Below are 15,949 nucleotides of genomic sequence, written 5' to 3' on the forward strand. Positions count from 1 at the left end.
TGTATGATTTCGTTGCGTGTTTCAGCACCTAATTTAGCAAATAAAAACCGAATAGAAAATCCGCGAGGATTTTCGTAAGTAGGCGAGAACTAGCAATGAATTATACACGTTGTGGCTGTTGCACAACTACTTTTTTTGACTTACTTTTTTTTCAATGATTTTTTAATGATATAGAAAATAAAAATAATCGATGGTATTAATATTATCATTCCTCCAATAAAAAGAAATCGTATTAAGCAACCATCACTAGAACAAGGCTTACTCCCTCGAATAAGTAATGGTATAGAATAATAAATTCCAATTGAGCTGATAATTAAAAGAATCCAAGTTAAAAGTTTATTCATTAATAATTACTGGTGTTATTTTATTTGTTTTCAGATTCATTATTACGTTCTTTATTCAGAATTAGTGATTTGTATCCGAATTCTCCAATATCAACTATATATTTTTCCTTCTCTAAGATGTTTAAGCAATCTGTTAAAATTTCACGCGTTTTAATTTTCTCATAGATATGATTCAGGTCATTAGTAATTTCGATGAACCAATATAAGCTTGAATCCACAAAAATTCCGTAATTCTTTCCGCGATTTATTGTTACATCTAAAATTTGGTTAGTAAACTCATTCTCAAATTTGCAATGACTTCCGTGAAAATGGTAATTCCAATTATTAGGTAAAGAGCCTTTCCATAAGTTATTTTGCCGCGTTATTAATTTTCCAAAAGGATGGTCTTTGGATAAGTCAAGGTCGAATTCAGTTCCGAGAATATTTATTAATTCATTCGCTTTTGAATCAAACTTAATGATTACTTCTAAAATTAATTTCTCTATTGGCTTCAGTTTCTTCAAAATTAACCACAACGGTCTTGTGTATGAAACGTAACGTGTAAAAAGACACTAACATTTCGGATTAACACATAGCCGAATCTTTATATTTTGTTTTTAATTTTTCTCTTTCTAAAAGCCAAATTTAAAAATTTGGCGGACTTCCTAAATATACACAAACCTTTCGGTTAAGCACTTATTAGCTATGTTTTATACACCGTGTGTGCCCAGCATGGGCATCTTTTAATAACCGAAAGGTAATTAATTAATCTAGAGCGGAAACGTAAAAAACCTAATTCGCTTAGGGATAGAAGAAGGGCAAGCTTATGCTTGGAGTAGAACTAGAATGGGAGGCTGGTCAGTCGCCCAAAGTCCAATTCTAAGAACTACCATCACTATTTCTAGACTAAAGCGAAAAGGGTATAAATCTTTGACAGATTACATTAATAATAAGCAAACTTCAATTTGGTGAACTGCCCAGTACGAGACCCGTACGCTGGGTGGTGTGTGAGGCGCAGTGGCGACTTTAAGTCGTCACCCGTCTACACGATTGTGCGGTCGGCTTTTACTTTTTGTTTTCTTTCCAAGATTTTTCCATTAAGTCAAATCCGTAGTTCCAACCTTTTTCAGTTTCCGAAATAGTTCCTTCAGAAAGTTGTTTTAATTCTTCGTCAATACCTACACCTACTTGAATAAATGTTAATTGACAGCCACCTTTTGTGTCAGCTTGAATTTCAACTGTAATGGTATCCATAACAGGTGAGAAGTCAGGCATCCCACAAGTATACTTGAGTTTATGAGGTCGTTCAACTTCTAAATATTTTCCTGTCATAACAAACTTGTTTCCATCTTCTTCTCTTGTTATTGTGTACTGTCCACCCACACGAGGATCAATATCAAACTTAGTATCAGGTGTCCACCAAACTATCATATCTTTTGGTTTTGTAAATGCTCTATAAACCTTTTCTGGTTCAACGTCAAAATGTCTTTCTATTTTTAGTTCTCTCATTTTATTTTCTTGATATTGCTCTTGGACACTCGATTTATCTGCTTTGTAATTACAAGCTGAAAAGGTCAAAAAGACCAAACCTAAAAATCCAATTATTCGTTTTCGCTTGTTTTCTTCGCTGCCGCACAACAAATATATATAGTTAATATTAACTATATACCTATTATATCCACGCGAAAATAATAATTCCTTTATATTTTTTTGTAGGAATTTATTGTAATATGTTGTTCAAAACCCGTAGGCTCTGTATCTGTCCCTTTAAATTCTTTAAATGGGTTTTTAATTATTTTTTTATCAATTTTATTACACCATTATAAGAAGTAGAATTTATATAAGCAAAATAAATTCCCTTTGGTAAACTACTTAAATCTAAAATTTCATTATCGTTTAAAACAACTTGAGTAAAAATTTTGCGTCCATTAATATCATAAATACTAAGTGTTGAATTGGTTGCTTTTACAATGGTTGTTGTTGAACTAACTAGATTAGGGTAAATCATAGGTTTATTAGATAAATCTGAATTTAAATCAGAAACTGTTAAAAAAGATGATGAAAATTTAAACGAATTAACATCAAACAAATAGCCACCTCCTCCAGTGAATACAAAGTATATATCTTTTATGCCACTAGTTATATTTATATTTTCTTTAAATGTTTGCCAAGAAGTAAAGGATCCTGTATTAGAAATTGCTACTGTACCTAGTAAAGTTCCTGTGTTACTACCTTCTCTTATTTCTATATTTCCACCAGAATTTTTACTAGCAGCCAATATTTCTATAGAATTTGCACCTACACTAAAATCAATGTTGTCATATTTTACCCAATCTCCTGAATTTATATAACCTACAGAATTAGATCCCACTGCTTGTATGCCTGACTGACTGCAATAATGAGCTGCTTGAATAGTTAAAAAAGGATCATAACTACCACAAATGTTTGGAGCTTCATTACAATCAAAAATACTATTACTTACTCCATTATCTGTTACTGGACCACAACTAACAATAGTATTTCCACTTGCTGTGGCTTCAAGAATTATAGCATATTCTGTTTCGTTTACAATAGTAGAGTTACTACCTGATATTACAATAGCACGCTCTTCATCACTATCCAGTGGACCTTCTGTACGGTGAAAAACAATATTATGATTATTCCCGTCAATATTTGCTATATTATGTGGACCTATTGCATCAGGTGATGGCATAATAGTCAGTTCTATATTTTGACCTGAACGATTTAAAGGAACGTCCATTATAGGAGCAAAAGAGAAATCGCCTTTTGATTTAATAACTTTCCCGCCATTATTAACATTATAGTTAGTTAAACCATTCCCTATTGATGTACAGTTTGTCACCGTAGCACTTGATGCTAAATAAGTACGAATACCTCCTCGCATATGCTTTACTGTACAATTTTCTACAGTTATACTTCCAGTACCGCCATACGAACGGATTCCATCTTCAGAAAGCGGATACATAACATCCAAAGGAATTGGAATAGGAGACTCAAGAGGCCATGCAAAAGGAGTACCAGGTGCCGCAATTTGATAATTACTACGGAAAGGTAAGTCGTAGCTATTGGTTTCATTATAAAGGTCTGCACTTAGCCTCATTCTCCCTTCAATATAACAGTTTTTAACGGTGGTTTCTCCACCTCCATTTTGTATAAAGATCGCATGACCAAAAGCATTATGATGAACTATTATACCGTCTAAGGTATTTCTTAATCCGCCTCCTATGTTTAAGGCACAACGTTTATCTATGCTGAAGGTATGGTCACTTCCAATTCCATAGATGCTTCCATATCCATATCTAGAACCTCTAACAACCAACTTAAGTCCAACCACTAGGTTATCATTCCCACGAACTGACACCAGTGCCGCTCCTCTTAATCCATAAGAAAGATCGGGATCATTATTATAAGCGCTGTAATCTGTGATATCATCTGTATGACCACTTTTATAGTAGTCTTCAATAATTCCATTTTTCAATTCATTATTATCTCCAGAAATAATAAAATAAGTTGTTCTAATTGATCCTACCAAAGCATTAATGCGTGCACCTGTCAAATCAATTATGTTATTAGAACCAGAGCAAGTAATAACCCTTAATTCACTGGGTAAATCTTCTAAATAGTATTCACCTGCTTCTAAAACAATCTCTTGATTACTATTTTGTACAGCTGTACGAAATGCAGATAAAGAGTTAACAGATACCAGAGTTTGTGAATTTCCTGAATAAAATGAAGTCATAAAAACAGCCATCATTATAAAAAATCCTATTTGATTTTTAAAATTAGATTTATACATGAATTTTTCTTTTTTAAGTTGAGAGCTATACATTTAATTACTTTTTTGTATAGCCGCTTAATGTCCATTGGCGGTTGAACAACCAGAAGACATGACAAAGATTCCCATTGGTGTAATTGTCAAAATCATATACAATAAAAAAGTTTAGTTAGGTGTAATTCTTTATTATGATGAATTACACCTGCGCTTTTTTTTAGATTTTAATTCTTTATAAACTTCAATGTTTTTGATGATTCTACTCCTATCAGTTTAAGGAAATACAATCCTTGTGACAAACGACTAGTGTTAATCTCCTTTTTTTCTTTACCATTAATTTTTTCATGAATCACCATAGATCCGTTAAAATTAAAAACCATTAATTCTTTATAGTTTGAGTTTAAATGATGAACAGTTAATAGATTGTTTATAGGGTTAGGAGATATCATAATATTATTTTCTAAAGATGATTGAGGTTCTATAGATGTCTTTGTACTTGCAGCCTTAGCATTAGAGTTGTTACTAAACTCAAACCAATCTATGTTAAATAAGTAGCTAGTACCTCCAGTAAATACTAGATAAACATCATGAGTTCCTGTTACGCTACTTAAACTAGTACTACTTGTTTCCCATGTATTCCAGTTACCAGTGGTAGATATAGCAACAGTACCAATTAATGTACCTGTAGTACTTCCCAATCTCACTTCAATATTTCCACTGTTATTTCTACTAGAAGCCCTTACACTAATATTAGAGGCACATGTTAAGTCAACATTACTATACATAGTCCAATCTCCATTATGTATATGTCCTATATTGGCACCTTCATCTACAATACCCGACATGCTATTAAAGTTTTCTGCTTGAATAGTAGAGGATGATGCACAGTTATCATCAGAAACGATTTCAAACCAGTTAATATTCCACCCTCCTGAAGCAGCATAAAGTTGAATGGTTTGAGTACCAGCAGACAATGATACAGATGTAGATAGTGTTGTCCAATTTTGCCAATTTCCAGTGGAAGCAATATTTGTAGTTGCTTTTGTTGTTCCATTTTCTTTAAATTGAACTGATCCGCCACCATTTTTACTTGCAACTCTATAATTAATAGTATAGTTTCCAGAATAAGGGACTACTACTTCATATTCCATCCAATCTCCAGTGTGAATGTATCCTATGTTCAGACCTCCACCTATATCTGCACATGTTTCTGCTTGCACACCACTCATATCATTGTAACCTTCTGCTTGAATAAGTCCAATATCATAATTATAATTAAAGCAGTTTGATGTATGCGTTACACTGTTACTACCATTGTCTGTTACGGGTCCACAGCTTGTTATTGTGTTACCAGAAGTTCCAGACTCAAGAACAATAGCATATTCGGTTTCGTTTACAATAGTTGAATTATTACCTGATATTACAATAGCTCGATTCTCTTTGTTATCAATAGGACCCTCTGTACGGTGAAAAACAATATTATGATTATTCCCGTCAATATTTGCTATATTATGTGGACCTATTGCATCAGGTGATGGCATAATAGTTAGTTCTATATCTTGACCTGAACGATTTAAAGGAACGTCCATTATAGGAGCAAAAGAGAAATCGCCTTTTGATTTAATAACTTTTCCGCCATTATTAACATTATAGTTAGTTAAGCCATTGCCTATTGATGTACAGTTTGTCACCGTAGCACTTGATGCTAAATAAGTACGAATACCTCCTCGCATATGCTTTACTGTGCAATTTTCTACAGTTACGGCTCCTGTACCCCCATATGAACGAATACCATCTTCGGAAAGTGGGTACATAACATCCGTAGGAATTGGAATAGGAGATTCGAAAGGCATTGCAAAAGGAGTGCCCGGTGCAGCAATTTGATAATTACTGCGGTAAGGGTAATCGTAAGTATTGGTGTCATTATATAGGTCTGCACTAGGTCTCATTCTTCCTTCAACATAACAGTTTTTAATTAGGTTGTTATCTGCTCCATTTTGTATGAAAATACCATGCCCAAATGCATTTTGATACATTGTTATACGATCTAAAGTGTTTCCATTTCCACCACCCTCAAGACCATTGATCACTAAACCACAACGTTTACTATGGAAAAAAGTTTTGTCTGAGCCAATTCCATAAATACTTCCATAACCGTAGGGGTAAGAACCTCTAATAATTAATTCGAAATCTATTATTTGGTTGTAATTTCCAGAAATACGCATAACTGCAGCACCTCTTAATCCATATGCAAGCGCAGGATCATTATTATAAGCACTATAATCTGTAACCTCTGTTAAACCACTGGCATAATAATCTTCAATAGCTCCATTTTTAACTATGTTATTGTTACCAGATACATGAAAGTAACTTTCTCTAATTGAGCCAACTAAAGTGTTAATTCGTGCCCCTTTCATATCAATTATGTTATTAGAACCAGAGCAAGTAATTACCCTTAATTCACTGGGTAAATCTTCTAAATAGTAATCACCCGCTTGTAAAACAATTTGTTGATTACTATTTTGTACAGCTGAACGGAACTCCGATAAGGAATTAACGAATACTTGTGTTTGTGCATTACCTATATAAAATGAAGATATAATAATGGTAATCATCATAAAAGACCATTTTTGATTTTTAAAATTAAATTTATACATAACTTATTATTTATTATTTTGATTCATACTTTTTTAATTTTTTCATGAAAATCTTATAATAAATATCCGATTTAATAAGAATATTTTGTATAAAAATTAGGTCAATAACTATAACTTATGATTCATTTTTTTGTATTTAAAGGATTATAATAACCAGATAACTTTACTTACATAGTAATTTATGTATTTAATGATAGTTTGATCTAACAGTAATCTTATTGTTCTGAGTATTAAAAACTTAAATCCAAATGATACATTGAGGCACCAGATAACAATTTTAACTAGCGGAAGAAATGTCGTAATTGGGGTGTTATTCAGAATCCTACCTGATCGGCAGACAGGAAGGTACGACTGAAGAATCTTTAGAAATTAATTATAAAGATTCTTCGCTTTGCTATGAATGTTAAACGATTAAAAATAAGGTGTTTGTAAAACACGTCAATGGTAGTACTTCGACCTACTTCAGATTCGTTCAGCACAGGTCACACAGTATTAACTAAAGCTGAAAATCTATTTAAACTTGCAGGTATTAATGCCTTTCAACTTTAAGTTTTTAATTATTCCTTTGAACTTGATTGTAATGTTATGACTTTAATTGAGACCTAGTAATCATGACACATTCATTTTCCGAATTTTCTACAAATGCTATTTTAAAAGTAGGTGATGAATCACTACTTACACCTTATAAAACCTCTAAACAATTAGGAGTGTATGCATTTATTTGGACTAGTAATTCTAAGGCAGAACTTATAGTAGATAGTATGCCTTTAACACTAAAACCCCACAGTATTTTAGCGTTAACAGAAGTTCAATACCTTCAATTTATAGAAGGTGAGAAATTAAATGTATATTTCTTTAATAGAGAATTTTATTGTATTAAAGACCACGATCAAGAAGTGGGTTGCGCAGGTTTATTATTTTTTGGAAATGACCATATTCCTCTTATTCATTTAAATGAAAAAGAACAGAAGAAGTTTAATATTCTACATGAGGTCTTTGTTGATGAGTTAGAGACTAAAGACACTATTCAAGCAGAAATGCTGCGCATGCTTATGGCTCGATTCATTATTAAAAGCACACGTATACTTAAAGCTAAAGATACTATAGAAACAACACCAGTCTCTAAAGATTCGAAAACAGAATTACTTAGAAACTTTAATGTATTAGTAGAATCTTATTTTAGAAAAGAGCACAGTGTGAGTTTTTATGCAGAAAAGCTCTTTAAATCTCCAAAAACATTATCCAATACGTTTGCCAAATTAAATACGAGTCCGCTAAGAATAATTCACGAACGTCTTATTCTTGAATCAAAACGACTATTAGTCTACACCGATAAAACAGCTAAAGAAATTGCTTTCGAAATTGGCTTTGAAGACGCTTCACATTTAAGCCGACTGTTTAAAAAACACACTTCTTTTTCACCTTCAGAATTTAAAAAACAGCTTAAATCTGCTTCTTAGGAAAAATTGACAAGTTTTAGGGAAATCCATTCATTTTATAACACCTTGTTGTAATGCATCTTTGTAGTGTATAATTAAAACATCAAAACGTTATGAAATTAAAGCATATATCCATTTTCAATTTAATTGAAATATTTAGACATAATAGAAAAAAGACTCTTAATACTATTAGCCCTAAAACGCATTGCGAACAGAATCATATCTATGATTTTTATTGTGATGCCGAAAGACCTTATATAGACACTAATATAATGTCTTAAAAAAGATAAGGGAAAAATAGACAACTACAAAGGAAGAACTTACATGGTGTAACTTTTTATATGGTTGCAACTTTGTACCAGAATTACAAACAACAAAATTTAAAAAACAATAATAATTAAAAAATTAAGATAATGAGCACATTTAATGTACCAAAAAGAGAAGAAGTAAGCGAAAACAATCAAGCTATTTTCGATAATTTAAACAAAGCATTAGGTTTTGTACCAAATATTTATGCAACCTATGCGCATAGTGATACAGCATTAGAAAATTATTTAAATTTTTCGAATGCAAAAACATCCTTATCGACAAAAGAAAAAGAGGTTGTTAATTTAGCCGTAAGTGAAGTAAACCAATGTGTTTATTGCTTATCTGCACACACAGCTATTGGAAAAATGAATGGTTTTACAGACGAACAAATTTTAGAATTAAGAGCTGGTTATGCACCGTTTGATACTAAACTAAACGCTTTAGCACAGTTAGCTAAAAACATAACAGAAAATAGAGGAAAAACAGATGACGCTGTTTTAGAAAACTTCTTCAATGCAGGATATACAAAAGGAAACTTAATTGACACTATTTCTTTAATTGGAGATAAAACAATTTCTAATTACGTACACAAAACAACACAAGTCCCAGTAGATTTTCCAGTAGCACAACCATTAGAAGGAGTGCTATATAGCTAAAATAATGTTAGGTCGAGCGCAGTTGAGACCTTTTAATCAATAACTATTTAATAACCTCTCGACTGCGTTCGAGGGGACATAAAAACAAAAAACAATGAAAAAAGTAATTTCAATTTTAGTAATCGCATTAGCATTCACATTAAATACCAATGCACAAGACAAAATGATGAAAAAGGCTGTAAAGACTATCTCTTTAGAGCAAACAAAAGGTGAGTTTACTCAAAAAGGCTTAACTATAAGCGAAGGAGAATATGTTTTTGAAGTAGCAAACAACCACGCAGCCAAAGAAGTAGGTTTAGTATTAGTAGCTAAAGGTAAAGACGCTAGTAAACCAGAAAACCATATTAAAACAGCATATGTAACAGAAGTCGTTAAAGACGGTGAAGTTGGAAAAACAAATGTTACTAAGTTAACAAAAGGAGAATATGTTTATTTCTGTCCGTTAAACCCAACACCACAATATACACTTGTAGTTAAGTAGTGTGTGGTCTCTTATACCAATTAAAAACTAAAATAACACAAATAATTCGTTTATTTCTCTACTACTTCTTCGTTATAAAATAGAACAATAGGCTAGTGCTATTCTTATATTTTACGCCTTGAATTAGCGAAAACTAATTCGAATTCTGATTGTATCATTTTAAATTCTAATTGGTATTAGGTTAATTAATAGAGGGAAAGAGCTGTCCAAAATGGGCAGCTTTTTTACGTTTATATAAATTTTAACATTTAAAATTTGGATTTACTAGACGAGTGGTCATATTTTTGTACCGAATTATTAATTTATGCTTAAAACTGTTAAACATGATGCCAAAGCAGATTTCCTTTTAGAAAAGGGAATAGAGATCCTGTGGAGTAAAGGGTATAATGGTACAAGTGTGAATGATATTGTTAAGGCTGCCAACGTACCAAAAGGATCTTTTTATTTTTATTTCGACTCTAAAGAAGATTTTGCAGTTAAGGCCATAGATAAGTACTTTAATGCGCATTTTGCAGAATCAAAAGTACTTTTAGAAGGTACATCTATAAACCCAAAGCAACGTCTTATAAATTTTTATGAATTTAGAGCAAGTCTTTTAAAAGGAGAAATGGAGTGTAAAATGGGTTGTATGGCTTGTAACCTTGCTAGTGAAATGGCAGATCATAATGAAAAGATAAGAACAGCTATTTTGGTAAAAGAACAAAAAGTATTAGAATTAATTACAAGTACAATTAAAGAAGCCCAAGAAGTAGGAGACATTAAAAATACGATGAAAGCAGAAATTATAGCTTCTTTTATAGAAGATGCAGGAAAAGGATCTATGATTAGTATGAAAGAAATGAAAAGCCCAGAACCGATAGACAATTTTATACTTATGGTTAAAGAAATACTGATATAATTTTTTTTTGATATTTTAATAGACGACTGGTCATCTATTAAAAAAATAAAACTTTTGTCCCCTTTATTAATTTATAAAACGTCTTAAATACAAACTATTAATTATTAACCACGATCAGTTAGATATAACAAACATATAGTCGACTGGTCAATTACTAAAATCACTAAAATGAATGCATTTAAAAGGGCAGGAAATGCCACCAATGTTTTTGCCAGAAGTTGGGCCAATTTCGTAATTAAGTATAAATGGCCCGTGTTATTGGCAACACTAATATTAGCCATAGGATTAGGTTCTCAAGGGAATATGGAATTTGATGGAGACTATCATGTTTTCTTCAGTAAATCGAATCCAGAATTAGAAGCATTTGATGCTTTACAGGATAAGTACACAAAAGATGATAATGTAATTATTGTTTTGTCTCCATCTAATGGTAATATTTTCACTAAAGAAAACCTTACTGCCATAGAAGAGTTAACCGCAGAATCTTGGAATACCCCCTATTCTTCCAGAGTAGATGCAGTAACTAATTTTCAACATACAAGCGCCGTTGGAGACGATCTATATGTGGATGATCTATCTTATAACTCGTCTTTAAAAACAGATGCAGAGATTTTAGAGATTAAAGAAAAAGCTTTAAAAGAACCATTGCTTGTTAACAGAATTCTTAATGAAAAAGGGAGTGTTACCGCTATAAATATAACAGTTAGGCTTCCAGGAATAGATTTAAATGAGATCCCTGGAGAAGTGACACCCTTTGTTCGAAATATGATTTCTGATTTTAAGGAAAAGTATCCAAATTTTGAAGTGTATACCTCTGGTTTAATTCCAATGAATACTGCCTTCTTTGAATCTTCAATGAATGATATGGGATTAACTATGATTATGCTAATCATCGTTATTATAACCACATTTATTTTAACCAGAAATATTTGGAGCACATTAGCTACTTTAATTGTCGTACTGCTTTCTATAATGAGTGCTATAGGTTTTGTTGGTTTAATGGGTATTAAATTAACACCACCATCATCTGTATTTCCAACCATGATTCTTACGTTAGCCGTGGCAGATAGTATTCATATACTTGTTACCATGCTTCAAAAAATGCGTAAAGATGGGCTCAATAAAGTTGATGCACTAAAAGAAGCTATGCGACTAAATTTTATGCCCGTATTTATTACAAGTTTAACAACAGTTATAGGGTTTTTAACAATGAATTTTGGTGATGTTCCACCGTTTTGGGATCTAGGAAATATCACAGCTTTTGGTATGGGAATGGCCTTCCTTTACTCGACTACGGCATTACCAGCATTAATGGCTATTTTACCAGTTAAATCTAAAGTTAAAAAAGAAGAAACCAAAGTGCGTAAAGACTGGTACGCCAGTCTGGGGAATTATGTAATAAAGCAACCCGTAAGATTAACAATCATCTCTGTTTTAGTTATTGGAGGCTTAACATTTCTCGCTACAAAAAACACCTTTAATGATGAGTTTGTAAATTATTTTGATGAAACGGTTGCATTTAGAACAGATACCGATTATATAAGAGATAACCTTACAGGTATTTATAATATTGAATACTCCATAGGAAGTGGAGAAAGTGGCGGCATCAATAATCCCGAATATCTTAAAGGTTTAAATGCTTTTGAAGATTGGCTTAACGAACAACCAGAAGTGATACATGTAAACGCTTTTAGTGAAGTCGCACGGCGTGTAAATAGATCGATGCATGGTGATAATGAAAGTTATTATCGCGTTCCAGATAATAGAGATGAAGCCGCCCAGTATTTATTACTTTACGAACTGTCTCTACCCTTCGGTTTAGATTTAAACAATCAAATTAATGTAGATAAATCTGAAACACGTGTTACAGTAACCGTTGATAATATTACAAGTGCCGATATGATCGCTTTTTCAAAAAAAGGAGAAGATTGGTTGCGACATAATACGCCAGAAGCCATGCATGCCATTGGAGTAAGTCCAACATTGATGTTTTCTAAATTAGGATTCAGGCAAGCAGAAAGTATGCTTACAGGAAACATTATAGCACTTATCTTAATTTCTTTAGTGTTGATGTTAGCCTTAAAAAATTTCAAATTAGGCTTATTAAGTATCATCCCTAATGTAACACCAGTTTTAGTTGGTTTCGGTATTTGGGCACTATATAAAGCACAAATAAACACAGGAATGGTAATTGTTTTCGGGATGACATTAGGTATCATAGTAGACGATACCGTCCATTTTATGAGTAAGTTTTTAAGAGCCAGACGCGAGTTAGGTTACGATGCCAAACAAGCCGTGGTATATGCTTTTGAAACTGTTGGTAAAGCCCTTGTAACAACAACCATTGTTTTATTGGCAGGTTTCGCAGTACTCTCTACATCATCATTTGCATTAAATAGTTATATGGCAAGAATTACTGTGATCATCATTTTAGCAGCATTAATAATAGATTTCATCTTACTACCATCCTTGCTAATCCTTACAAGTAAAAAAGAAGTAGTCACAGTTAAAAATATAGAAGCAACACAAGTCGCTTTCGATAAATAAATTAATTAATAATGAAGTGATTTAAACTTTTTTCAATTGACCATAAAATAGCTATTTCTCGCTTCAATCGAAAAAGTTTAAACCACTTCAATAACAAACATAGAAAAATGAAAAAAATAGTTTTTATACTAACCGTATTAATCACCTTAGGAATACAAGCACAAACGCCAGAAGAACTCGGATTACAAATTGCTAAGGCAGCAGAACAAGCAGATTTAGGCTTTAATAGTTCTACAGTAAATTTAAAAATGACCCTTAAAAATAAAAATGGTCAGACCAGTGAGCGTTCGCTTACTACAAAAACATTAGAGCTTACAGAAGATGGCGACAAATCACTCATTGTTTTTAATAGTCCTAAAGATGTAAAAGGAACTTCCACATTAACATTTACGCATAAGGTAGGTTCAGACGATCAATGGTTGTTTTTACCATCCATTAAGCGCGTAAAAAGAATTTCATCTAATAACAAATCAGGGCCTTTTGTAGGTAGTGAATTTGCTTATGAAGACCTATCATCGCAAGAGGTTGAAAAATACACCTATAAATTTATTGAGGCAAAAGGAAGTCTTGTAGTTGTTGAGCAAGATCCTGTAGATCCAAAATCTGGATATACCAGACGTTTAGTGACCTATAATAAAGATAAAGGATACCGTTTTGAAAAGGTTGAGTTTTACGACAGAAAAAATGCCTTATTAAAAACATTGCTTTATAGTAATTATAAAACATACAAAAACAAATTTTGGAGAGCGGGTACATTTACTATGAAAAATCACCAAAGTAATAAAGAAACCATATTAGAGTTTAGCGACTATAATTTTGATGTAGATCTTTCAGAAGAAGATTTTACGCAAGCGGCATTACAAAGAATCGGAGGTTAGACTAACTCGAGTAAAGCAATACCATAGGCTAACGTTCCTAAACGTTCTTTGTTAGTAGGTTATCAAAATTAGGAATAATAGTCTTTTGGTGTTGCTTTTTTAATTAAGCAGAATGAATAAAAAAATAATATTTAATGGCATTATTTTAATTCTTTTTTTGAGTTTTAATAGTTTGAATGCTCAAGATGAAGAAAAGAAAAGTAATCAAGATTTCGAATTAGAAATAGAAGCAGAATACAGATATTTTTATGATGACGCAGCATTTAATAACCAAAAACAACATTTTCCCTCTATAGCCTTTACGCCAGAATATTCAATAAATTGGAATAAAGGATATGAGACGCTTAATGTTACTGGTTTTTTTAGATTAGATGTGGACGACGAACGGACACATTGGGATATAAGAGAATTGTATTATCAAAAAGCTAAAAATAAATGGGAATTAAACATAGGACTTAAAAAAGTATATTGGGGTGTAGCAGAAAGCAACCATTTGGTAGACATTATAAATCAAACCGATGCTGTAGAGTCTTTTGATGGTGAAGATAAATTAGGCCAACCCATGGTTCAGTTTACCTATACAACCAATAAAATAGGTAGTTTTGATTTCTTTTATTTACCATATCATAGAAAGCGAACATTTTCGGGAGAAAAAGGGCGTTTAAGATTCCCTCTCGTTATTGATAAAGATGATTTAACATATGAAAGTGCTGCTGAAGAATGGCGACAAGATGTAGCTTTTAGGTGGAAACACTATTTTGGAGCTTTTGATGTGGGACTGACTCATTTTTATGGAAACGGAAGAGAACCCTTATTTACTTTCGATCAATTAGGTAATATTAATGCATTTTATCCAGTAATAAATCAAACAGGTTTAGATTTACAGATCACTCATAATGCATTTCTTTGGAAACTGGAATCTATTTACAGATCGGCTAAAGCACAAGATTTCTTTGCTATGGTAGCAGGTTTAGAATTTACCTTTAGTAATATTGATGGTAATGGTTTAGATATTGGGTTACTGGGAGAGTATCTTTATGATGAACGTGATGAGTTGGCCTTAAATGCTTTACAAAATGATGTGTTTTTTGGAAGTAGAATAGCTTTTAACGATACGCAAGACACATCCATTTTAATTGGCGGGATTTCAGATTTAGAATCCAGTAGTAAAATATTTAGTATCGAAGCTACCAGACGTTTTGGAAGTAGTTGGACGGCAGAAGTAGAAGCTAGAATTTTTAGTAATATTGATGTCAACGAATTTATATTATCTAATTTTAGAGAAGATAGTTTTTTAAGATTTAGTATTTCTAAGTATTTTTAATAAAAAGGGATCAAAAAGTATCATTCGGATGTCATTGCGAAGCCTGCCTGTCGGGAAGCTACGGTGTATCCACAAATATTAATACTATAGATATGCTTAAAAAATAATACTATATAAAAAGGGAGACACTAATTTCACGAATTTTCCTGCCTACCGGCAGCTTTCAAGTTATGACAGACTGAAAGTCTGATTTGTGTTAATGTTAGGCATAGAGGTCTCAACTACATTGAGATTCTATTCGTGTAAATTTGTGCAATTCGTGTCTTAAACATGGTGGTCTCATTTTGTTCAAAAGGTTAGTGTCATTCAGAACATTCCGACAATTGTCGGAGTTGAAGAATCTCTCTTTATATCATAAAACCCAAAGCCCAACCGTTCATTTGAATGTTTGGGTTTTATTTTTTAGATAATTAAGACATGTATTCTTCACAGCCTTATAAAAATAACTTGTAGTATGGTTTTCATTTTCAAAAACAATTCCATCTTCCCATACATTAACAAATACTTCTTCAACGAGATCTTTTGAGCATTCCAAATCATTAAGATATTTATATGCTAACTCACAAAGTTGCGGATACAAGCCCTCAAAAAGGGTCTTATAATCTTCTAACGTTAATTCATTTCTATCTTCTTTGGTGGTCATA

Annotated in this window: 13 protein-coding genes; 8 read left to right on the forward strand and 5 right to left on the reverse strand. The window is 32.3% G+C overall.

Features of this window, described 5'->3' with window-relative positions; genetic code table 11:
• Positions 1-364 precede the first annotated feature (364 nt).
• The 4 genes from Q4Q40_RS00490 to Q4Q40_RS00510 all read right to left on the reverse strand — a co-directional run bounded on the left by Q4Q40_RS00490 (position 365) and on the right by Q4Q40_RS00510 (position 6,773).
• The gene (locus Q4Q40_RS00490) at positions 365-847 is read right to left on the reverse strand and encodes a DUF6896 domain-containing protein (protein ID WP_303299709.1); all 483 of its coding nucleotides are present in this window, start codon (positions 845-847) and stop codon (positions 365-367) included.
• Positions 848-1,388: 541 nt separating this feature from the next.
• The gene (locus Q4Q40_RS00500) at positions 1,389-1,832 is read right to left on the reverse strand and encodes an SRPBCC family protein (RefSeq protein WP_303299710.1); all 444 of its coding nucleotides are present in this window, start codon (positions 1,830-1,832) and stop codon (positions 1,389-1,391) included.
• Between the two features lie 283 nt (positions 1,833-2,115).
• On the reverse strand, positions 2,116-4,140 hold the full coding sequence (locus tag Q4Q40_RS00505; protein ID WP_303299711.1) for a carbohydrate-binding protein: 2,025 nt from the start codon (positions 4,138-4,140) through the stop codon (positions 2,116-2,118).
• Positions 4,141-4,340: 200 nt separating this feature from the next.
• Complete coding sequence (locus tag Q4Q40_RS00510; protein ID WP_303299712.1) at positions 4,341-6,773, reverse strand: carbohydrate-binding protein; 2,433 nt, start codon at positions 6,771-6,773, stop codon at positions 4,341-4,343.
• A gap of 611 nt (positions 6,774-7,384) precedes the next feature.
• On the opposite strand from Q4Q40_RS00510, the gene Q4Q40_RS00515 reads away from it, so the two are divergent.
• From Q4Q40_RS00515 to Q4Q40_RS00550, 8 genes are all read left to right on the forward strand, one after another.
• Complete coding sequence (locus Q4Q40_RS00515) at positions 7,385-8,233, forward strand: helix-turn-helix domain-containing protein (RefSeq protein WP_303299713.1); 849 nt, start codon at positions 7,385-7,387, stop codon at positions 8,231-8,233.
• Positions 8,234-8,325: 92 nt separating this feature from the next.
• The gene (locus tag Q4Q40_RS00520; RefSeq protein ID WP_303299714.1) at positions 8,326-8,493 is read left to right on the forward strand and encodes a hypothetical protein; all 168 of its coding nucleotides are present in this window, start codon (positions 8,326-8,328) and stop codon (positions 8,491-8,493) included.
• A 132-nt stretch (positions 8,494-8,625) separates the two neighbouring features.
• Entirely contained in the window at positions 8,626-9,177 is a 552-nt protein-coding gene (locus Q4Q40_RS00525) for a carboxymuconolactone decarboxylase family protein (protein ID WP_303299715.1), read from the forward strand.
• Between the two features lie 94 nt (positions 9,178-9,271).
• Positions 9,272-9,658: a cupredoxin domain-containing protein gene (locus Q4Q40_RS00530; protein WP_303299716.1), complete on the forward strand. Its 387-nt coding sequence runs from the start codon at positions 9,272-9,274 to the stop codon at positions 9,656-9,658.
• Positions 9,659-9,962: 304 nt separating this feature from the next.
• Positions 9,963-10,556 carry a TetR/AcrR family transcriptional regulator gene (locus Q4Q40_RS00535; protein WP_303299717.1) on the forward strand — a complete coding sequence of 198 codons (594 nt, stop codon included), beginning with the start codon at positions 9,963-9,965 and terminating at the stop codon, positions 10,554-10,556.
• A 168-nt stretch (positions 10,557-10,724) separates the two neighbouring features.
• Positions 10,725-13,103 (forward strand): efflux RND transporter permease subunit, encoded by a 2,379-nt coding sequence (locus tag Q4Q40_RS00540; protein ID WP_303299718.1) that lies wholly within the window; start codon positions 10,725-10,727, stop codon positions 13,101-13,103.
• 107 nt (positions 13,104-13,210) lie between these two features.
• Positions 13,211-13,981, forward strand: a complete 771-nt coding sequence (locus tag Q4Q40_RS00545) for an outer membrane lipoprotein-sorting protein (RefSeq protein ID WP_303299719.1) — start codon at positions 13,211-13,213, stop codon at positions 13,979-13,981.
• A gap of 112 nt (positions 13,982-14,093) precedes the next feature.
• Positions 14,094-15,305 carry a hypothetical protein gene (locus Q4Q40_RS00550; protein ID WP_303299720.1) on the forward strand — a complete coding sequence of 404 codons (1,212 nt, stop codon included), beginning with the start codon at positions 14,094-14,096 and terminating at the stop codon, positions 15,303-15,305.
• A 376-nt stretch (positions 15,306-15,681) separates the two neighbouring features.
• On the opposite strand, the gene Q4Q40_RS00555 is transcribed toward Q4Q40_RS00550, so the two are convergent.
• Complete coding sequence (locus Q4Q40_RS00555) at positions 15,682-15,948, reverse strand: sigma factor (protein WP_303299721.1); 267 nt, start codon at positions 15,946-15,948, stop codon at positions 15,682-15,684.
• Position 15,949: the final 1 nt, after the last annotated feature.

Origin of the sequence: Flavivirga jejuensis (genome assembly GCF_030540765.1) — a bacterium.
Classification (GTDB): Bacteria; Bacteroidota; Bacteroidia; order Flavobacteriales; family Flavobacteriaceae; genus Flavivirga; species Flavivirga jejuensis.

Excerpts from the sequence above, each read along its gene's own strand:
- Q4Q40_RS00555 (WP_303299721.1), bottom strand. The coding sequence starts at position 15,948 with ATGACCACCAAAGAAGATAGAAATGAATTAACGTTAGAAGATTATAAG.
- Q4Q40_RS00500 (WP_303299710.1), bottom strand. The coding sequence starts at position 1,832 with ATGAGAGAACTAAAAATAGAAAGACATTTTGACGTTGAACCAGAAAAG.
- Q4Q40_RS00510 (WP_303299712.1), bottom strand. The coding sequence starts at position 6,773 with ATGTATAAATTTAATTTTAAAAATCAAAAATGGTCTTTTATGATGATT.
- Q4Q40_RS00505 (WP_303299711.1), bottom strand. The coding sequence starts at position 4,140 with ATGTATAAATCTAATTTTAAAAATCAAATAGGATTTTTTATAATGATG.
- Q4Q40_RS00550 (WP_303299720.1), top strand. The coding sequence starts at position 14,094 with ATGAATAAAAAAATAATATTTAATGGCATTATTTTAATTCTTTTTTTG.
- Q4Q40_RS00515 (WP_303299713.1), top strand. The coding sequence starts at position 7,385 with ATGACACATTCATTTTCCGAATTTTCTACAAATGCTATTTTAAAAGTA.
- Q4Q40_RS00535 (WP_303299717.1), top strand. The coding sequence starts at position 9,963 with ATGCTTAAAACTGTTAAACATGATGCCAAAGCAGATTTCCTTTTAGAA.
- Q4Q40_RS00530 (WP_303299716.1), top strand. The coding sequence starts at position 9,272 with ATGAAAAAAGTAATTTCAATTTTAGTAATCGCATTAGCATTCACATTA.
- Q4Q40_RS00525 (WP_303299715.1), top strand. The coding sequence starts at position 8,626 with ATGAGCACATTTAATGTACCAAAAAGAGAAGAAGTAAGCGAAAACAAT.
- Q4Q40_RS00520 (WP_303299714.1), top strand. The coding sequence starts at position 8,326 with ATGAAATTAAAGCATATATCCATTTTCAATTTAATTGAAATATTTAGA.
- Q4Q40_RS00545 (WP_303299719.1), top strand. The coding sequence starts at position 13,211 with ATGAAAAAAATAGTTTTTATACTAACCGTATTAATCACCTTAGGAATA.
- Q4Q40_RS00540 (WP_303299718.1), top strand. The coding sequence starts at position 10,725 with ATGAATGCATTTAAAAGGGCAGGAAATGCCACCAATGTTTTTGCCAGA.